Origin of the sequence: Brachybacterium sp. AOP43-C2-M15, from assembly GCF_052446295.1 — a bacterium.
Classification (GTDB): domain Bacteria; phylum Actinomycetota; class Actinomycetes; order Actinomycetales; family Dermabacteraceae; genus Brachybacterium.
On sequence record NZ_JBQSWB010000004.1, the window covers coordinates 1 to 16,710 of the forward strand.

Annotated in this window: 14 protein-coding genes; 1 reads left to right on the plus strand and 13 read right to left on the minus strand. The window is 72.6% G+C overall.

What is annotated here, in order from left to right:
- Positions 1 to 123: 123 nt before the first annotated feature.
- A complete protein-coding gene (locus ACT3SP_RS05230) occupies positions 124 to 822 on the minus strand; it encodes a demethylmenaquinone methyltransferase (protein ID WP_444586200.1) in 699 nt (232 codons plus the stop codon).
- Positions 823 to 953: 131 nt separating this feature from the next.
- On the opposite strand from ACT3SP_RS05230, the gene serC reads away from it, so the two are divergent.
- Positions 954 to 2,117 carry a phosphoserine transaminase gene (gene serC, locus ACT3SP_RS05235; protein WP_444586201.1) on the plus strand — a complete coding sequence of 388 codons (1,164 nt, stop codon included), beginning with the start codon at positions 954 to 956 and terminating at the stop codon, positions 2,115 to 2,117.
- A 76-nt stretch (positions 2,118 to 2,193) separates the two neighbouring features.
- Here serC and ACT3SP_RS05240 read toward each other — a convergent pair whose 3' ends face one another.
- The 12 genes from ACT3SP_RS05240 to ACT3SP_RS05295 all read right to left on the minus strand — a co-directional run bounded on the left by ACT3SP_RS05240 (position 2,194) and on the right by ACT3SP_RS05295 (position 16,571).
- Positions 2,194 to 2,739 carry a MarR family winged helix-turn-helix transcriptional regulator gene (locus tag ACT3SP_RS05240; RefSeq protein ID WP_444586202.1) on the minus strand — a complete coding sequence of 182 codons (546 nt, stop codon included), beginning with the start codon at positions 2,737 to 2,739 and terminating at the stop codon, positions 2,194 to 2,196.
- Positions 2,736 to 4,244, minus strand: coding sequence for an NCS2 family permease (locus ACT3SP_RS05245; protein ID WP_444586203.1), 1,509 nt, complete (start codon positions 4,242 to 4,244; stop codon positions 2,736 to 2,738). The genes ACT3SP_RS05240 and ACT3SP_RS05245 overlap by 4 nt, the downstream gene beginning before the upstream one ends.
- 50 nt (positions 4,245 to 4,294) lie before the next feature.
- Positions 4,295 to 5,092, minus strand: a complete 798-nt coding sequence (gene nagB, locus ACT3SP_RS05250; protein ID WP_444586204.1) for a glucosamine-6-phosphate deaminase — start codon at positions 5,090 to 5,092, stop codon at positions 4,295 to 4,297.
- Between the two features lie 333 nt (positions 5,093 to 5,425).
- Positions 5,426 to 6,799, minus strand: a complete 1,374-nt coding sequence (locus tag ACT3SP_RS05255; RefSeq protein WP_444586205.1) for an NAD(P)/FAD-dependent oxidoreductase — start codon at positions 6,797 to 6,799, stop codon at positions 5,426 to 5,428.
- 88 nt (positions 6,800 to 6,887) lie between these two features.
- Positions 6,888 to 7,841 (minus strand): Ppx/GppA phosphatase family protein, encoded by a 954-nt coding sequence (locus ACT3SP_RS05260; protein ID WP_444586206.1) that lies wholly within the window; start codon positions 7,839 to 7,841, stop codon positions 6,888 to 6,890.
- Positions 7,838 to 8,449 carry a DUF501 domain-containing protein gene (locus ACT3SP_RS05265; protein WP_444586207.1) on the minus strand — a complete coding sequence of 204 codons (612 nt, stop codon included), beginning with the start codon at positions 8,447 to 8,449 and terminating at the stop codon, positions 7,838 to 7,840. Before ACT3SP_RS05265 ends, ACT3SP_RS05260 begins: the two co-directional genes overlap by 4 nt.
- Positions 8,446 to 9,135, minus strand: a complete 690-nt coding sequence (locus tag ACT3SP_RS05270; RefSeq protein ID WP_444586208.1) for an FtsB family cell division protein — start codon at positions 9,133 to 9,135, stop codon at positions 8,446 to 8,448. The genes ACT3SP_RS05265 and ACT3SP_RS05270 overlap by 4 nt, the downstream gene beginning before the upstream one ends.
- A gap of 31 nt (positions 9,136 to 9,166) precedes the next feature.
- On the minus strand, positions 9,167 to 10,450 hold the full coding sequence (eno, locus tag ACT3SP_RS05275; RefSeq protein ID WP_444586209.1) for a phosphopyruvate hydratase: 1,284 nt from the start codon (positions 10,448 to 10,450) through the stop codon (positions 9,167 to 9,169).
- Positions 10,451 to 10,576: 126 nt separating this feature from the next.
- Entirely contained in the window at positions 10,577 to 11,359 is a 783-nt protein-coding gene (locus ACT3SP_RS05280; protein WP_444586210.1) for a MazG nucleotide pyrophosphohydrolase domain-containing protein, read from the minus strand.
- A 9-nt stretch (positions 11,360 to 11,368) separates the two neighbouring features.
- A complete protein-coding gene (gene mfd, locus ACT3SP_RS05285) occupies positions 11,369 to 14,998 on the minus strand; it encodes a transcription-repair coupling factor (protein ID WP_444586211.1) in 3,630 nt (1,209 codons plus the stop codon).
- The gene (gene pth, locus ACT3SP_RS05290) at positions 14,995 to 15,609 is read right to left on the minus strand and encodes an aminoacyl-tRNA hydrolase (RefSeq protein ID WP_444586212.1); all 615 of its coding nucleotides are present in this window, start codon (positions 15,607 to 15,609) and stop codon (positions 14,995 to 14,997) included. Before pth ends, mfd begins: the two co-directional genes overlap by 4 nt.
- Before the next feature lie 329 nt (positions 15,610 to 15,938).
- On the minus strand, positions 15,939 to 16,571 hold the full coding sequence (locus ACT3SP_RS05295; protein WP_444586213.1) for a 50S ribosomal protein L25/general stress protein Ctc: 633 nt from the start codon (positions 16,569 to 16,571) through the stop codon (positions 15,939 to 15,941).
- Between the last annotated feature and the right edge of the window lie 139 nt (positions 16,572 to 16,710).

Here is a 16,710-nt window from a genome sequence, read left to right on the forward strand (position 1 = left end):
GCCACCCCATCCCCCGAGGTCAGACCGCGAACGCTTTCCCGCCACCAGCAGCCGCCGAGACGGCCCGATCGGGCGCGCCTCGAGGATCCCGCGTCTGCTGCGCGCGGCCGCGCGGACGCCGTCTCAGGCGGCGGGCACGATGCCGCGGTGCAGGGCGACGATCCCGCCGCTGAGATTGCGGAACTGGGCGTGCTCGAGGCCGGCCTCGAGGAACCATCCCCGCAGGGACTCCTGGTCCGGCCACTCGAGGATCGACTCCGCGAGGTACTCGTAGGCGTCCACGGTGGAGGCGACCCGGCGTGCCACCGCGGGCAGGGCGCGCAGGAGGTACCTCTCGTACACGGTGCGGAAGGGCGTCCAGGTGGGGGTCGAGAACTCGCAGACCACGACGCGCCCGCCGGGCCGGACCACGCGCACCATCTCGTCGAGGGCCTGACGCGGCTCGTGCACGTTGCGCAGGCCGAAGGAGATCACGGCCGCGTCGAAGGAGTCCTCGGCGAAGGGGAGGTGCTGCCCGTCGGCGCCGACGAAGGGCACGGGGGCGCCTCGCCGTCGGCCCTCGCTCATCATGCCGAGCGAGAAGTCGGCGGCGACCACCTGCGCGCCCGCCCGTGCGATCGCGGTGGTGGAGGTCCCTGTCCCTGCGGCGAGATCGAGGACCTGCGCGCCGTCCGTGATCCCGAGGGCCTCGACCATGAGGTCGCGCCACATGTTCACCTGGCCCATCGCGGCGACGTCGTTCATCAGGTCGTAGCGCTGGGCGATGCCGTCGAACATCGTCGCGACGTCGAAGGGCTGCTTCTCGAGATCGGCACGGCTCATGCCCTGATCCTGCCATGAGTGTCCCCTGCGTCGCGGACCGTCCTCGGCCCGCTCGCGCCTCCCTGGAACAATGGGCCGGGGCATCACGCGCCGTCGGTGCCCTCGGCCCACCCATCACGAGGAGTCTTCGTATGACTGCAGCCAGCTCCACCCGTTCCGATGCCCTCCGCGCCCTGTCGATCCCTCGGGATCTGCTGCCGGCGGACGGTCGCTTCGGCTCCGGCCCCTCTCGCATCCGCGGGGAGCAGATGGAGTCCCTGCAGTCCGTGGCTGCCACGGTGCTGGGGACCTCCCACCGTCAGGCGCCCGTGAAGGATCTCGTCGGTCGGGTGCGCGCGGGACTGACCGAGCTGTTCTCCCTGCCCGAGGGGTACGAGGTCGTCCTCGGCAACGGCGGATCGACGGCCTTCTGGGACGTCGCGGTGTTCGGGCTGATCGCGGAGCGCTCGCAGCACCTGGTGCTGGGCGAGTTCTCGCAGAAGTTCGCCGCGGAGTCCGCCGGCGCTCCTCACCTCGGCGAGCCCGAGGTGCTGCGCTCGGAGCCCGGCAGCTTCCCGCAGGCGGTGGCCTCCGCCGACGTCGACGTCTTCGCGTGGCCGCACAACGAGACCTCGACCGGCGTGATGGTGCCGGTGCAGCGTCCCGCGGGCGCGACCGCCGACCAGCTGGTGCTGGTCGACGCGACCTCGGTCGCGGGCGCGGCGGCGGTGGACATCTCGCAGACGGACGCCTACTACTTCGCGCCGCAGAAGGCCTTCGCCTCCGACGGCGGGCTCTGGCTGAGCGTCCTCTCCCCTGCTGCGATCGAGCGCGCGGAGCGCCTCGCCGCCGACGGCAGCCGGTGGATCCCCTCGTTCCTCTCCCTGACCAGCGCCCTGGACAACTCCCGCAAGAACCAGACGCTGAACACCCCGGCCGTGGCGACCCTGGTGCTGCTCGCGGAGCAGATCGACTGGATCCTGGGCCAGGGCGGTCTGGCCTGGGCCGACCAGCGCACCCGGGCCACCAGCGGGATGCTGCAGGCATGGGCCGCGCGTCGCGAGGAGATCACGCCGTTCGTCGGCGATCCCGCCGCCCGGTCGCAGGTGGTCACCACGCTCGACGTGGACGAGTCGATCGACGCCACGGCGATCACCTCGGTGCTGCGCGCGCACGGCATCGTCGACATCGAGCCCTACCGCAAGCTGGGCCGGAACCAGCTGCGCATCGCGACCTTCCCCGCCGTCGGGGAGGACGACACCGCGGCCCTGGTCTCCGTGCTCGACCACGTGCTGGACAGCACCGCCGGCGTCTGAGCGGCGCTGCGCGGACGGGAACGGCCGGACCTCCCCGCAGGGAGCTCCGGCCGTTCCCGTCATGCCGCTCCGGCGATCACTCGCGCGGAGGGATGAGGATGCCCCGCATCACCCGTGCCGCCTCGCGCAGCGCCTCGCGCTCCGCGGGTGCGGCCGCCTCGATCCTGGAGCGGAGCCAGGCGTCCCGGCGCTCACGGCCGGCGAGGACGACCTGTTCCCCCGCCGCGGTGAGCGTGACCCGCACCTGCCGCCCGTCCCCGGGGTGCGCGGTGCGGTGCACGAGACCCGCCCCCTCCAGTCGTCCGAGCGTCCGCGTCATCACCGGAGGGCTCACGTGCTCGAAATCGGCCAGCGCGCCGGGGGTCGACTCCCCCGCGCGCTGGAGGAAGGCGAGCACCGAGAACTGCGGGACGGAGACGTCCTCGGAGGCGGTCTGCGAGCGCAGGATCCGGGAGGAGACCAGCAGCACCCGCTGCAGCTCCGCGGCCAGTTCGCCGACCTCGACCTCCGTCGGTCCCGCGAGATCAGCCGGCCGTGCGGCGCCGGTGGACGGGTCGGCGGCGGAGGCTTCCGTGCCGTTCCCGTCCTCGGGCGTCGCGCCCTCCCGGGCTCGCGGGCTCACAGGAGCAGACCCTCGAGGGCGCCGCGCAGGAAGTACGCGATGAACAGGAGCGCGATGAGGTACATCAGCCAGTGCACGTCACGGGCCCTGCCGCGCACCACACGGATCAGCACGTACATCACGAAGCCCGCGCCCATGCCGACGGTGATCGAGTAGGCGAAGGGCATCAGGATGATGGTGAGGAAGGCGGGGACCGCGACCTCCACGTCGGTGAAGTCGATGTCGGTGATCTGGGTCATCATCAGGAAGCCGACCATGACCAGGGCCGGGGTGGCGGCCTCGTAGGGGACCATCGCGACCAGCGGCGAGAACAGCGTCGAGGCCAGGAACAGGATCCCGACCACGACGGAGGCGAGGCCGGTGCGCGCGCCCTCGGCCACCCCCGAGGCGGACTCGACGAAGCTGGTGTTGGAGGAGACGCCGCCGACGCCGCCCGCGATCGCGGCGACCGAGTCGACCACGAGGATCCGCTGGGAGTGCGGGATGTCGCCGTCCTCCTCGACCAGGCCGGCGCCGGAGGCGACGCCGACCATCGTGCCCATGGTGTCGAAGAAGTCCGCCAGCAGCAGGGAGAAGACGATGACGCTCGCGCCGATCACGCCCGCGGCGGTCATGCCGCCGAGCGGGTCGACGGTGAACAGCGTCGCGAAGTCGGGCAGCTGGATCGGGAACTCGGTGAGGGCGGGGACGTTCATCGCCCAGCCGCCGGGGTTGCCGGGACCGGCGTCGTCGGCCGGGGCGAAGGCCCCCAGGTGCAGGACGCGCTCCAGGAGCATCGCCAGCAGCGTCGCGGCGACGATGGCGATGAGGATCGCGCCGGGCACCTTGCGGATCCACAGCACGAGCATCAGCAGAAGTCCGGTGACGAACACGAAGGTGGGCCAGCCGGTGAGGGAGCCGTCGTTGCCCAGCTGGACCGGGGTGCCCGCGGCGGTGGTCACGAACTTGGCGTTGAACAGGCCCAGGAAGGCGATGAACAGGCCGATGCCGACGGCGATCGCCGTCTTGAGGAAGGGCGGGACCGCGTTGAAGACGGCCCGGCGGAATCCGGTGAGCACGAGGATGAGGATCACGACGCCCTCGAGCAGGACCATGCCCATCGCCCCGCCCCAGGTCATGCCGGGCAGCGGCACCACCGAGTAGGCCAGGTAGGCGTTCAGGCCCAGCCCGGCGGCGAGGGCGAGGGGGAACTTCGCCCAGGTGCCCATGACGATGCTCAGGAGCCCCGCGATCAGCGCGGTGCCGGCGGCGACGGCCGGCAGGTTCGGCTCGGTCCCGCCGCCCAGGTACATCCCGGTCGAGTCCGGGACGGTGCCGATGATCAGGGGGTTCAGCACCACGATGTAGCACATCGAGAAGAAGGTCACCAGGCCGCCGCGGATCTCACGGCCCACGGTGGAACCGCGTTCGGAGATCTTGAAGAAGCCGTCCAGGCCCGAGCGGGGTGCCCGGGGGGACGCGGCGGCCAGGGAGGACGAGGAGGAGGAGGGATCAGCCTGCTGCATGGGAGCGATCGTATCCGCCCCGTGCGGCGCGGTCGCGCCCCAGGGCGGGGTCAGCCCCGGACTGCGACCGGGCTCTCGCTCTCGAGGCACCGCGCATAGCGGTAGTAGTCCTTCAGCTCGAGCTGCGAGGCGGCGGCTTCGTCGACCACGACGGTGACGGCCGGATGCATCTGCAGCACGGTCGCGGGCCAGCGGGCGCTGATCGCTCCTTCCGCGAGCTGGGCGACCGCAGCGGCCTTGCTGCTCCCTGTCGCGGTGAGCACGATCCGGCGCGCTTCGAGGATGGTGCCGAGGCCCTGGCTGAGGGCGCGCACGGGGACGTCGGCCGCGGTGTCGAAGTAGCGGGCGTTGTCCTCGATGGTGGAGCGGGTCAGCCCCACCACCCGGGTGCGGGAGGCGAGCGAGCTGCCGGGCTCGTTGAAGGCGATGTGGCCGTTGGAGCCGATGCCGAGGATCTGCAGGTCCACTCCCCCGGCCTCGCGGATCCTGGCGTCGTAGGCGGCGGCCTCCGCGACCGGGTCCGCGGCGGTGCCGTCCGGGGAGACGACGTCGTCGTCGGCGATGTCGAGGTGGGAGGTGAGGTTCTCGCGGATGAAGCGGTGGTAGCTCTGCGCGTGCCCGGCGGGAAGGCCCACGTACTCGTCGAGCAGGAAGGCGCGGGCTCCGGCGAAGGACAGCCCCTCCTCGCGGTGGCGGCGGATCAGCTCGGCGTAGGCGGGCACCGGGGACGAGCCCGTGGCCAGGCCCAGGACCGCACCGGAGCCCTCGGCCGCCCGCAGGGTCCTCTCGAAGACGTCGGCGACGACCCTCGCCCCGGCCTCGACGTCCTCGACGATGTGGATCTCCATGGGCCCGCCTCTCCGTCTCGCGGCACTCGGCATGCCGCCTGACCGTTCCTGCTCGTTCTAGTGATGATCCGAGCATACTCGGTCACGGCGAGGGTGGGCACCCGCGGGCGGGTGAGAGCTCCCACTCGTGCGCACGACGGCCGGCACCGGACGACAGCGGAAGCCGACGACGCGAGCCGACGACGCGGGCCGACGGCGGGGGCAGGCGCCACGACTGGGTGCCGCGCAGGGACGCCGCAGCGCGAGACGCGACGACGCCGCCGCGCACAGCGTGCGCGGCGGCGTCGTCGGGGGCCGGAGCGGGAGGAACTCAGCATGTGCCTCCCGGACGGGTCACTTCTTCTTGCCGGTGTTCGCGGCGTACTCGAAGGCCGCTCGCGGGGTCTCGGTCTGGGGGATGCCGATGATGTCACGGCGGGAGATCAGGTTGGTCGCCCAGCCCGCGACCACGGAGGCCTTCCGGCCGAGAGTCGGCATCGCGTACACGTGGTACGCACGCGCCATCGCCCAGGCCGGCAGACCGCGGATGTCGAGCTCCTTGTCGGCCAGCTGGAGTCGGCCGACTCCCTTGTACATGCCCAGGGTCGCCATGACGCCGAGGTTCTTGTGGTAGTAGTCCACCAGCGGCCGACCCTGCACGGAACGGGCGATGTTGTCCGCCACGCGCTTGCCCTGACGCACCGCGTGCTGCGCGTTGGGCGGGCAGAACTTGCCCTCTCCCGAGGCGAGATCCGGCACCGCGGCGCAGTCGCCGGCGGCGAAGACGTCGTCGAGCGGGCCGTCGGCGCCGTTGACGCGCAGGTCCGCGAGGGCCTCGAGCTTGCCCATGAGCGGACCGCGCTCGGTGACGACGGGAAGGTCGGAGACCTCGTCGTCGGAGAGCACCGGGTTCGGCTTGACGCCGGCGTTCCACACCAGCAGGTCGGTCTCGAACTCGTCGCCGTCGCTGGTCTTGATCACGCCGTTCTCGGCGGAGTTCAGGAAGGTCTCGAGCTTGACCTCGATGCCGCGCTCGCGCAGCTGGTTGAGCACGTAGGCGCGCTGGTCCTCGGTGAGCTCGGGGAAGATGAAGGGCGCGCCGTCGACGAGCACGAAGCGGATGTCCGAGGCGTGCAGGTCGGGGTAGTAGCGAAGGGCGTCGCGGACCATGTCCTCGGCCTCGGCGACCGCCTCGCCGCCGGCGAAGCCGCCGCCGATGAAGGTGAAGGTGAGCAGGCGCTTGCGGACGGCCGGGTCCTTGGTGGTCGCGGCCTCGGCGAGATTCGCCAGGATGCGGTCGCGGACCGCGGTGGCCTCCTCGACCTGCTTGAAGCCGATCGCGTTCTCGGCCAGGCCCGGGATGGGCAGCAGACGGGGCACGGCGCCGAGCCCCACGACGAGGTAGTCGTAGCCGATCTCGAGCTTCTCGTCGTCCTCGAGGTCCACCACGACGGTGTTCTCGGCGCTGCGGATCGCGGAGACCGCGCCGGTGACGACCTTGGCGCCCGGGAGGACCTTGCGCAGGGGCGCGAGCACGTCGCGCGGGTGGATGCTGCCGGCGCCGACCTCGGGGAGGAAGGGCGCGTAGGTCATGTAGGGGCGCGGGTCGACGACCGTGATCGCGACCTCGGCGCCGAGGGTCTTGCGCAGCTCGGACGCGGTCGTCAGACCGACGGAACCGCCTCCGAGGATGAGAACGTGGGGCTTGCCGCCGAAAGTATTGGTCATGCCCCCAGACTATGACCGTCGGGGCCCTGAGACAAAAGCGGCCGCGGAGCGGTGAGACGCCCCGCCCCGGCGGCGGGCGCCGCGGCGCTCAGGGCACCCGGTCCAGCAGGTCCAGCGCGATGCCGTCGAGGATGTCGTGCTCGCTCGTGCGCGTGACGTCCAACGAGGCCGCGGCGGCGACGCGCTCGGCGATCCGTGACCAGATCAGCGCCCCGGCGCCGATCACGTCGATGCGCCCGGGATGGATGATCCGGTGGCGCGACCGCTGCTCCCGGGTCGCGGCCAGCAGCTGCGCGCAGACCTCCTGGACCTCGGTGACCGTGAGGGTCGCCCCCTGCGTGAGGTCGGGACGATAGTCCTCGAGGCCGAGAGCGACCGCCGTGACGGTCGTCACGGTCCCGGCGACACCGACGAGCGCCGTGGCCCTCTCCAGGGGCACGGCCGTCCCGGCGCGGTCGAGCAGCGCGTCGATGTCCACGGCGGCCGCGGCGATCTCCTCCGCCGTCGGCGGGTCGGAGGCCAGGTGGCGCTCGGTGAGCCGCACCGAGCCGATGTCCAGGCTGATGCGGTGGGTGGGGGTGTCGGTGCCGAGCACCAGCTCGGTCGAGCCGCCGCCGATGTCGACGACCAGCCGGGGTCCGTCGGGCAGGCCGGCCACGGTGCTCACGGCGCCGCGGAAGGAGAGCTCCGCCTCCTCCTGGCCGCTGATCACCTCGGGCCGGACGCCCAGGATCTTCTCGATGCCGTCGATGAAGAGGTCGCGGTTGGCGGCGTCACGGGTCGCGGAGGTGGCCACGAAGCGCACGTCCTGTGTCGCGACGCCGTGGTGCTCGATGAGCTCCTGGTAGCGCCGGGCGGCATCGAGGGTCCGCTCGACGGCGACGGGGTCGAAGCGGCCGGTGCGGTCCACTCCGAGACCGAGCCGCACCATCTCCAGCTGCCGCTCGAGGTCGACAGGGAGGCCCGAGGCCTCGTCGCGTCGGGCGATCAGGAGCCGGATGGAGTTGGTGCCGCAGTCGATCGCGGCGACGGGCGCGCTCATCGGTCCTCCCCCGCATCGGACTCGGCGCCGTCGGACTCGGCGCCGTCGGACCCGGCGCCGTCGGACTCTGCGCCGTCGGACTTCGCGCCGGTGTCGCAGCGGCAGACGAGCTCGGGCACCGCCCCGTCGATCCGCGCCAGCACCTGGTCGCCGACGGGGTTGATCCCGGGACCCTCGGCGAGGGACTGCCCGGCGAGCGCGTGGAGGCACTTGACGCGGGTGGGCATGCCGCCGGCGCTGACGTGCCGGACCTCCTCCGCGTCGCCGATCTCGGCGCGGCGGGCGAGGTAGCGCTCGTGCGCGCCGCGGTAGCCGGCGGCGAGCTGCGGGTCCTGCTCGAGGTCGGCGGTGAGCTCGGCCATCAGCCCGACGGCCTCGAGGCGCGAGAGCTCGAGCGTCAGCCAGGGCAGCGTGAGGTAGAGCGAGGTGGGGAACGGCGTGCCGTCCTCGAGTCGCGGCGCGGTGCGGACCACGGCGGGCCGCCCGCATCCGCAGCGGCGCGCGATCGAGATCACGCCGCGCATGTCCCGGCCGAGCTGCACGCGCATGACCTCCAGGTCGTGCGGTGAGGCCGGGGACTCGAAGGGCAGGGGGGCGAGGTCGGTCACTGGTCGGGATCCTGATCGGTGGTGTCGTCGGCGGGGTCGTGCTCGGAGACGTCGTCGTCGGTCGACCCCGTCTCGTCGGGGATGTCCTCGGGGGTCAGTCTGCTCGAGCCCTCCACGCTCTCCCAGAGGGTGGAGAACCACTCCCCCTCCTTCGCGGCCTCCTCGGCGCGCTGGGCCTCGGTGAGGGGGACGTCCTCGCCGGAGGTGTCGGTGAGGCGGTACTGGGTCTCCCCCGGCATGGCGAACAGCAGCCGCTCCCGGGCGCGGGCCGCGACATAGGCCGGGTCCTCCCAGCGGGCCACCTGGGTGCGCAGGTCCTCGACCTGCTGCTCCTGCTGGGAGACCTGGGCGCGCAGGTCGGCTAGCTGCTGGCGCTGGGCGACATAGGAGTTGACCGTCGGGACCAGGGCGGCCAGGGCGATCACCACCAGGGCGACCAGGGCGAGGGGGCGGCGCGTGATGGTGATGCCGGGGCCGTCGTCCTCGGGCGTGCGCGGGGTGCCGGAGGCCGGGCGGGAGGCGGCCGCCGGGCCCCGGGAACGGGTGCCCGCGGAGCCCGCCGCCGTCCCCGTCCGGGACGAGGCGGCTCCGCGGCGCGAGGTGGTCCTCGCGCCCGAGCGCCTGCTCCCGGACGCGCCGACCGGGCGCCTCGTCGATCGCGGGGCGCCCGGTCGTCTGCTGCTCATGGCTCGAGGTTACAACCTCTGCCCGGGGGTATCAGGCGGTGAAACGCGGGAACGCCGCGGCCCCGGCGTAGCGGGCCGCCTCGCCCAGCTCCTCCTCGATGCGCAGCAGCTGGTTGTACTTGGCCACGCGCTCGCCGCGGGCGGGGGCGCCCGACTTGATCTGACCGCAGTTGGTCGCCACGGAGAGGTCGGCGATGGTCGTGTCCTCGGTCTCGCCGGACCGGTGGGACATCATCGCCTTGAAGCCGGAGCGGTGCGCGAGGTCGACCGCGTCGAGGGTCTCGGAGAGCGTGCCGATCTGGTTGACCTTGACCAGCAGCGCGTTGCCGGCGCCCTCGGCGATGCCGCGGCCGAGGCGATCGGGGTTGGTGACGAAGAGGTCGTCGCCGACCAGCTGGGTCTTCGCGCCCAGGCGATCGGTGATCGCCTTCCAGCCGTCCCAGTCGTCCTCGTCCAGCGGGTCCTCGATGGAGACCAGCGGGTAGGCGTCCACCAGCTCGGCGTAGTAGTCGACCATCTCGGCAGAGGTGCGCGTGGCGCCCTCGAAGGAGTACCCGCCGTCCGCGAAGAACTCGGAGGCGGCGACGTCCAGCGCCAGCGCGACGTCCTTGCCGGCCTCGAAGCCGGCACGGCCGATGGCCTCGACGATCAGGTCGAGGGCCGCACGATTGGAGTCGAGGTTCGGGGCGAAGCCGCCCTCGTCGCCGAGACCCGTGGCCAGTCCCCGCTCCTTCAGCACGGACTTGAGCGCGTGGTAGACCTCGGCGCCGACGCGCATCGCCTCGGAGAAGGTCTCCGCGCCGATCGGCGCGATCATGAACTCCTGGATGTCGACGTTGGAGTCCGCGTGGGAGCCGCCGTTGAGGATGTTCATCATCGGGACCGGCAGGATGTGGGCGTTCGGGCCGCCGACGTACTGGTGCAGCGGCACGTCCGCGGAGTCCGCCGCGGCACGGGCCACCGCGAGGGAGACGCCGAGGATGGCGTTGGCACCCAGCGAGCCCTTGTTGGAGGTGCCGTCGAGCTCGAGCATCGCGGCATCGATCGACCGCTGCTCCTGGACGTCCATGCCGAGGATCTTCGGCTGGATGTCGGCGATGACGGCGCTGACGGCGTCGATGACGCCCTTGCCGAGGTAGCGGTCCTTGTCGCCGTCACGGCGCTCGACGGCCTCGAACGCACCGGTGGAGGCGCCCGATGGCACCCCGGCGCGGGCGACGGTGCCGTCGTCGAGGAGGACCTCGACCTCGACGGTGGGGTTGCCGCGGGAATCGAGGATCTCGCGTGCGTGGACGGCATCGATGGTCGCTGCCATGGGATGTTCCTTCCTTCGGTGATGAAGTTCCGATCGTCCGGTCGGCGCTGACCGTCCACCGCACAGTCTAGGCGGTGAGGCCCGGCGCGCCGGACCGTCGTCCGGGGCGGACCGCGGCGGCGCGCCTCAGCCCGCGCCGCGTGTGCGGGCGTTCAGCCCGCGCAGCGCCGATTCCGGGTCGACGTCCCGGCCCTCGGCGGCGATCACCAGGTCGAGCAGCGCACGGGCCAGGTCACCGCCCCACTCCTCAGCGTCCTCCGCCTCCGCGGCGGCGTCGGCGGCAGCGAGCAGCTGCTCGAGCCGCCCCTCGGAGCGGGCGCGATGCACGGCCTTCGCCGCGGTCTGCAGGGCCGGCAGCCCTTCGGGGATCCCCTCGAACCAGCCCTTCGACCGGGTGCCGGCCGAGGCTCGCTCGGCGGCCTTCACCGCATGCCACTGCGCGATGATCTGCTCCACGTCCGCCGGGTCCTCGAGCGCTTCCTCGCGGCGCTCGCCGAAGACGTGAGGGTTGCGCCGCTCCATCTTGGCGACGAAGGAGCGGGCGACGTCGTCGACGTCCCACGGCGGGTCCTCCTCCTGCCCCACGCGGGCGTGGAACAGGATCTGGAAGAGCAGGTCGCCGAGCTCGTCGGCGAGGGCGCCCGCGCCGTGCGCGGCGGGGTCGTCGATCACCTCGAGGACCTCATGGGTCTCCTCGAGCAGGTAGCGGGCGAGCGAGGCGTGTGTCTGCCGGTGCGTCCAGGCGTCGCCGTCCGGTGCGCGCAGCGCCTCCATCACCTCGACCGCGCGCAGCAGCGCGCCGCCCCGAGGAGTCGATGCGTGCGCTGCGGGACCCGTGGGTGCTGCGGGGTCCGTGGGCGCTGCGGGATCGGCGGGGTCCGGTGTCGGGGGGTTCGTCGCGTGGTCCACCCGACGAGGCTACTGCGCCGTCCCCTGCACGGTCCTCCCCTGCACGGTGGGCGCGGCGATCTGCTCCGCCGCGGCCGGGACCAGGGTGCGCAGCACCTCGCGGGCCCACTCCAGGAGCTCGTGGTCCCGCAGCTCGGTGCCCCCGAACCGCGAGGTCATCGGCCGCGGCACCAGCACCTGGCGGGTGGTGGGCTTGAGCACCGTGCCCGGGTGGAGGCGCTTCATGCGCAGGGCGACCGAGTCGGGCACCTCGAGATGCGCGAAGCGGATCATCTTGCCCTGGGCCTGCACCTCGTCGATCCCGGCCGCGCGGGCGTCGATCCGGAAGCGGGCCACGTCCAGCAGCACCTCGACCGGGGCCGGCAGCGCGCCGTAGCGGTCGACGAGCTCGGCCCGGACCTGCTCGATCTCGGAGACCTCGCGCACTGCGGAGAGCTTCGAATAGGCCTCCAGGCGCAGGCGCTCGGAGCCGATGTAGTCGTGCGGGACGTGGGCGTCCAGCGGCAGCTCGACCCGGATCTCCTTCTCGGGGGCCGTGCCCTCGCCGCGGAACGCCGCGACGGCCTCCCCCACCATCCGCACGTAGAGGTCGAAGCCGACCCCGGCGATGTGCCCGGACTGCTCGCCGCCCAGCAGGTTGCCGGCGCCGCGGATCTCGAGGTCCTTCATCGCCACCTGCATGCCCGCGCCGAGGTCGGTGTTCGTCGCGAGCGTGGTGAGACGGTCGTGGGCGGTCTCGGTGAGCGGCTTGGTCGCGTTGTAGAGGAAGTAGGCGTAGGCGCGCTCGCTCGAGCGCCCGACGCGGCCGCGCAGCTGGTGCAGCTGGGAGAGGCCGAACCTGTCCGCGTTCTGCACGACGAGCGTGTTGGCGTTGGCGATGTCCAGGCCCGTCTCGACGATGGTGGTGCACACCAGCACGTCGAACTCCCGTTCCCAGAAGTCGATGATGACGCGCTCGAGCTGGTGCTCGTTCATCTTGCCGTGGGCGACCTGGACGCGGGCGTCGGGCACCAGCTCGCGCAGGTGGGCGGCGACCCGGTCGATGTCCTCGACCCGGTTGTGGATGTAGAAGACCTGTCCCTCGCGCAGCAGCTCGCGACGGATGGCGGCGGTGACCTGCTTGTCCTCCTCGGCGCCGACGTAGGTGAGCACGGGATGGCGCTCCTCGGGCGGGGTGGCCAGGATCGACAGCTCGCGGATGCCGGTGACCGCCATCTCGAGGGTCCGCGGGATCGGGGTCGCGGACATGGAGAGCACGTCCACGTTCGTGCGCAGCGCCTTGAGGGTCTCCTTGTGCTCGACGCCGAAGCGCTGCTCCTCGTCGATGATCAGCAGGCCGAGATCCTTGAAGCGCACGGTGCCGGTGAGCAGGCGATGGGTGCCGATCACCACGTCCACGGTGCCGTCCCGCAGCCCTTCGACGGTGGCCTCGGAGTCGGCGGGGTTCTGGAAGCGGGACAGGCCCCGCACGGTGACGGGGAACCCGGTGTAGCGCTCCGAGAAGGTGTCCAGATGCTGCTGGGCGAGCAGGGTGGTGGGGGCGAGCACGGCGACCTGCTTGCCGTCCTGCACGGCCTTGAAGGCGGCGCGCACCGCGATCTCGGTCTTGCCGTAGCCGACGTCGCCGAGGATCAGCCGGTCCATGGGGACGGCCTTCTCCATGTCGGCCTTGACGTCGTCGATCGTGGACAGCTGGTCCGGGGTCTCGACGAACTCGAAGGAGTCCTCGAGCTCGCGCTGCCACGGAGTGTCCGGCCCGAAGGCGTGGCCCGGGGCGGACTGTCGCGCGGAGTACAGGCGCACCAGCTCGTCGGCGATCTCCCGGATGGCCTTGCGCGCCCTGGACTTGGTCTTCGCCCAGTCGGCGCCGCCCATGCGGTTGACGCTGGGCTCCTCGCCGCCGACGTACTTGGTGACCTGGTCGAGCTGGTCGCTGGGGACGTAGAGGCGGTCCCCGGGCTGGCCCTTCTTCGAGGCGGCGTACTCGATGACGAGGTACTCGCGGGTGGTGCGCTTGGCGCCGGCGCCGACGGTGCGGCTGGTCATCTCCACGAAGCGGCCGACCCCGTGGTGGGCGTGGACGACGTGGTCGCCGGGCCGCAGCTGCAGCGGGTCGACCACGTTGCGGCGGCGCGAGGGCATCCGCCGCTCCTCGCCGCGCCGTGCCCCGGACTTGCCGGTGAGGTCGCGCTCGGAGGCCAGGACGAGCTTCAGCTCGGGATCGACGAGGCCCTCGACGAAGGGACCGACGGTGACCACGGCCTCCCCGGGGGCGACGGGCGCCTCGAGCTCGGCGGCGAACACGGCGGGCAGTCCCTCGGCGCGGAGGTTCTCGGCGGCGTGGCGGGCACCGCCCGGGCCGACCATGGTCGAGACCACGGACCAGCCCTCGGCGCGGCGTCGCTCGAGGTCCTTCGCCGCGTCGCCGGGCTTGCCGGAGTAGCCGGGGTGGGTGGTCGCGTCGGTGGTGGTGAGGTCGACCCCGGAATCCAGGCCGAAGGCCGCCAGGGTGAACCAGGCGCGGCCTCCCTCGCGGGCGTGCGCCTTCGCCTCGGACAGCGGCACGAAGCTCGCGGCTCCGACGTCGATCGGCAGCCCGCCCCCGGCGGCCGCGCTGGACCAGGCCGCGGCGAGGAACTCGTCGGTGGTGGCGACCAGCTCGTCGGCGCGGGCGCGGGCCTTCTCCGGGTCCAGGACCAGGAAGCGGGCTCCGCCGGGCAGCACGTCGGCGACCTGCTCCATCCCGTCGACCAGCACGGGGCTGAGGGACTCCATGCCGTCGGCCGCGATGCCGTCGGCGATGCGCAGCAGCAGGTCGCGGGCGCCCGGCAGCTCCTCGGCGACGGCGCGGGCACGCTCGCGCACCGCGGGGGTCAGCAGGATCTCGCGGCAGGCCGGGGCGTCCAGACCCCTCGGTGCCGGATCGAGCGAGCGCTGGTCGGCGATCGAGAAGTAGCGCACGTCGTCGATCTCGTCGCCGAACAGGTCCACGCGCACCGGGTGCGGCTCGGTGGGCGGGAAGACGTCGAGGATGCCTCCGCGCACGGCGAACTCGCCGCGCTTCTCGACCATGTCCACCCGCGCGTAGGCGGCGTCGACCAGATCGCGCTCGAGGTCCTCGAGGGGGTAGGTCGCGCCCACGGCGGCCCGTACGGGACGCAGGTCCCCGAGACCGGTCGCGATCGGCTGCAGCAGGGAGCGCACGGGCATGAGCAGCACGTGCACCGGATCCTCGGTGTCGGGGTGCGCGATGCGGCGCAGGGTCGCCAGGCGCCGGGCGACGGTGTCCGCCCGCGGGGAGAGCCGCTCGTGGGGCAGGGTCTCCCAGGCCGGCAGCTCGGCCACGTGCTCCATGCCCACCAGGGCGGAGAGCGCGGCCCGCAGGTCCTCGGTGGCGCGGGTGGTCGAGGTGACCACGACCAGCGGGTGCTCGGCGTCCGCCTGGCGGGCGAGGTCCGCGACGAGGAAGGGGAACAGGCCGGTGGCGGCGACGATGCTGCCGCCGTCGCCGTTCTCGGCGCCCTCGCGGACCAGCTCGCGGGCCGCGGTGAGGTCGCGTCCGGCGGCGATCTGCTCGAGCAGCGGACGCAGCGGCGGGTGCGAGGTCGTCGGGGCGGGGGCGGTGCTCTGCGCGGTCATCGGATCTCTCGGGAGTGGAATCGCTGCTGGGCGGCGGTCAGGCCCTGGAGGATCAGCGTCTCCACGGCATCGGCCGCATCGGAGACGAGCATGTCCAGGTCCTTGCGCTCGGTCGCGGAGAAGGGGGCGAGCACGTGGTCGGCGGTGTCCCGCCCTCCGCTCGGGCGTCCCACGCCCACGCGCACGCGCAGGTAGTCCTTGGTGCCCAGGGCCTTGGAGATGTCCCGCAGCCCGTTGTGGCCTCCTTCGCCGCCGCCGAGCTTGAGGCGGATGCCGTCGAAGGGGATGTCGACCTCGTCGTGGACCACGACCACCCGCTCCGGGGGGATGTCGTAGTAGGCGGCCAGGGCCTTGACCGGGCCGCCGGAGACGTTCATGTAGGTGGTGGTCTTGGCGAGGATCACGCGCTCGCCGACCCCGGGGGCCCCGAGCCGACCCTCGAGCACGACGGCCTGGGCGCGGCGCGCGGCGGCGAAGCGCCCGCCCCCGGCATCGGCGATGTGGTCGAGCACCATCTGTCCGACGTTGTGGCGGGTCGCGGCGTACTTGGGTCCGGGATTGCCGAGCCCCACCACCAGATGGGGCCCCGGGCGACGTCCGCTCGCGGTCATGGATGCTCCTCGCTCCTGCCTCACGGCTCCTCCGGTGCGGTGCACCGGGGCGGCCTGGTCCTGGTCGGCGTTCCTCGCCGTCCCGGCGCCCGCTGCGCGGTCCCGGGCTCTCCGATCCCCGACGCGCCCCGGGGCCGCGCTCCGGGACCGCGGGCCGGGAGCTCCGGCTAGGCGCTCGGTCTCGGGGCTCGGTCCCGCGGAGACGGCGGGCGCTCGACCCCGGATACCGTACCGGGGCGCCGCGCAGTGCGCGACGCCCCGGGACGGCAGATGTGAGCAACGGAGCGGTGCCGACCCGGACGGTGGCCGGCCGGCGACGCCCCGGGAGGTCACTCCTCCTCGTCGGACTCCTCGGAGGACTCGCCCTCGGCGTCCTCGCCCTCCTCGGACACGCCCTCGGCGTCCTCGTCCTCGGGCTCCTCCTCGACGCGCGGGGTCTGCACCGCGACGACGAGGATCTCGGCGTCGGTGACCAGCTCGGCGTCGCCCGGCAGCGAGATGTCGCCGGCGAAGATCTGGTGGCCGTCCTCGGCGCCCTCGACCGACAGCTCGATCTGCTCGGGCACGTTCAGGGCGTCGACCGAGAGGGTCAGCGCCTGCAGGTCGACCACGGCGATGGTCGGGGCGACCGTCTCACCGGTGATGACCACGGGGATGTCGACCTCGACCTTCTCGCCCTTGCGGACGATGATCAGGTCGAGGTGGCTCAGGCTCCGCTTGAGCGGGTGGCGCTGGATCTCCTTGATCAGCGCGAGGTGCGAGGAGCCGTCGGCGAGCTCGAGCTGGATCAGGGCGTTGGGGTTGCGCGCGACCAGGGCGGTCTCGTGGCCGGGCAGCGAGAGGTGCAGCGGCGCCTCGCCGTGTCCGTACAGGACGGCGGGGACTCGGTTCTCGACGCGCAGGCGGCGGGCCGCGCCCTTGCCGAATTCCTCGCGCAGTTCGACGTTCAGCTTCTCAGCCATGGGGGTGCTCCTCGTGGATGCGGTGGCTCGGCGATGAGCGACGCCACGGGGCACAGGGAGATCACGCTCCCGGAGATCCGCACCGCGTCGATCACGGAGGGGCTGGCGCCCTCTCCCTCGCCGAAGTGACCCGGTGACA

Coding starts and splice junctions, on each gene's coding strand:
- ACT3SP_RS05230 (WP_444586200.1), bottom strand. CDS start 822: ATGAGCCGTGCCGATCTCGAGAAGCAGCCCTTCGACGTCGCGACGATG.
- serC (WP_444586201.1), top strand. CDS start 954: ATGACTGCAGCCAGCTCCACCCGTTCCGATGCCCTCCGCGCCCTGTCG.
- ACT3SP_RS05245 (WP_444586203.1), bottom strand. CDS start 4,244: ATGCAGCAGGCTGATCCCTCCTCCTCCTCGTCCTCCCTGGCCGCCGCG.
- nagB (WP_444586204.1), bottom strand. CDS start 5,092: ATGGAGATCCACATCGTCGAGGACGTCGAGGCCGGGGCGAGGGTCGTC.
- ACT3SP_RS05255 (WP_444586205.1), bottom strand. CDS start 6,799: ATGACCAATACTTTCGGCGGCAAGCCCCACGTTCTCATCCTCGGAGGC.
- ACT3SP_RS05260 (WP_444586206.1), bottom strand. CDS start 7,841: ATGAGCGCGCCCGTCGCCGCGATCGACTGCGGCACCAACTCCATCCGG.
- ACT3SP_RS05270 (WP_444586208.1), bottom strand. CDS start 9,135: ATGAGCAGCAGACGACCGGGCGCCCCGCGATCGACGAGGCGCCCGGTC.
- eno (WP_444586209.1), bottom strand. CDS start 10,450: ATGGCAGCGACCATCGATGCCGTCCACGCACGCGAGATCCTCGATTCC.
- mfd (WP_444586211.1), bottom strand. CDS start 14,998: ATGACCGCGCAGAGCACCGCCCCCGCCCCGACGACCTCGCACCCGCCG.
- pth (WP_444586212.1), bottom strand. CDS start 15,609: ATGACCGCGAGCGGACGTCGCCCGGGGCCCCATCTGGTGGTGGGGCTC.
- ACT3SP_RS05295 (WP_444586213.1), bottom strand. CDS start 16,571: ATGGCTGAGAAGCTGAACGTCGAACTGCGCGAGGAATTCGGCAAGGGC.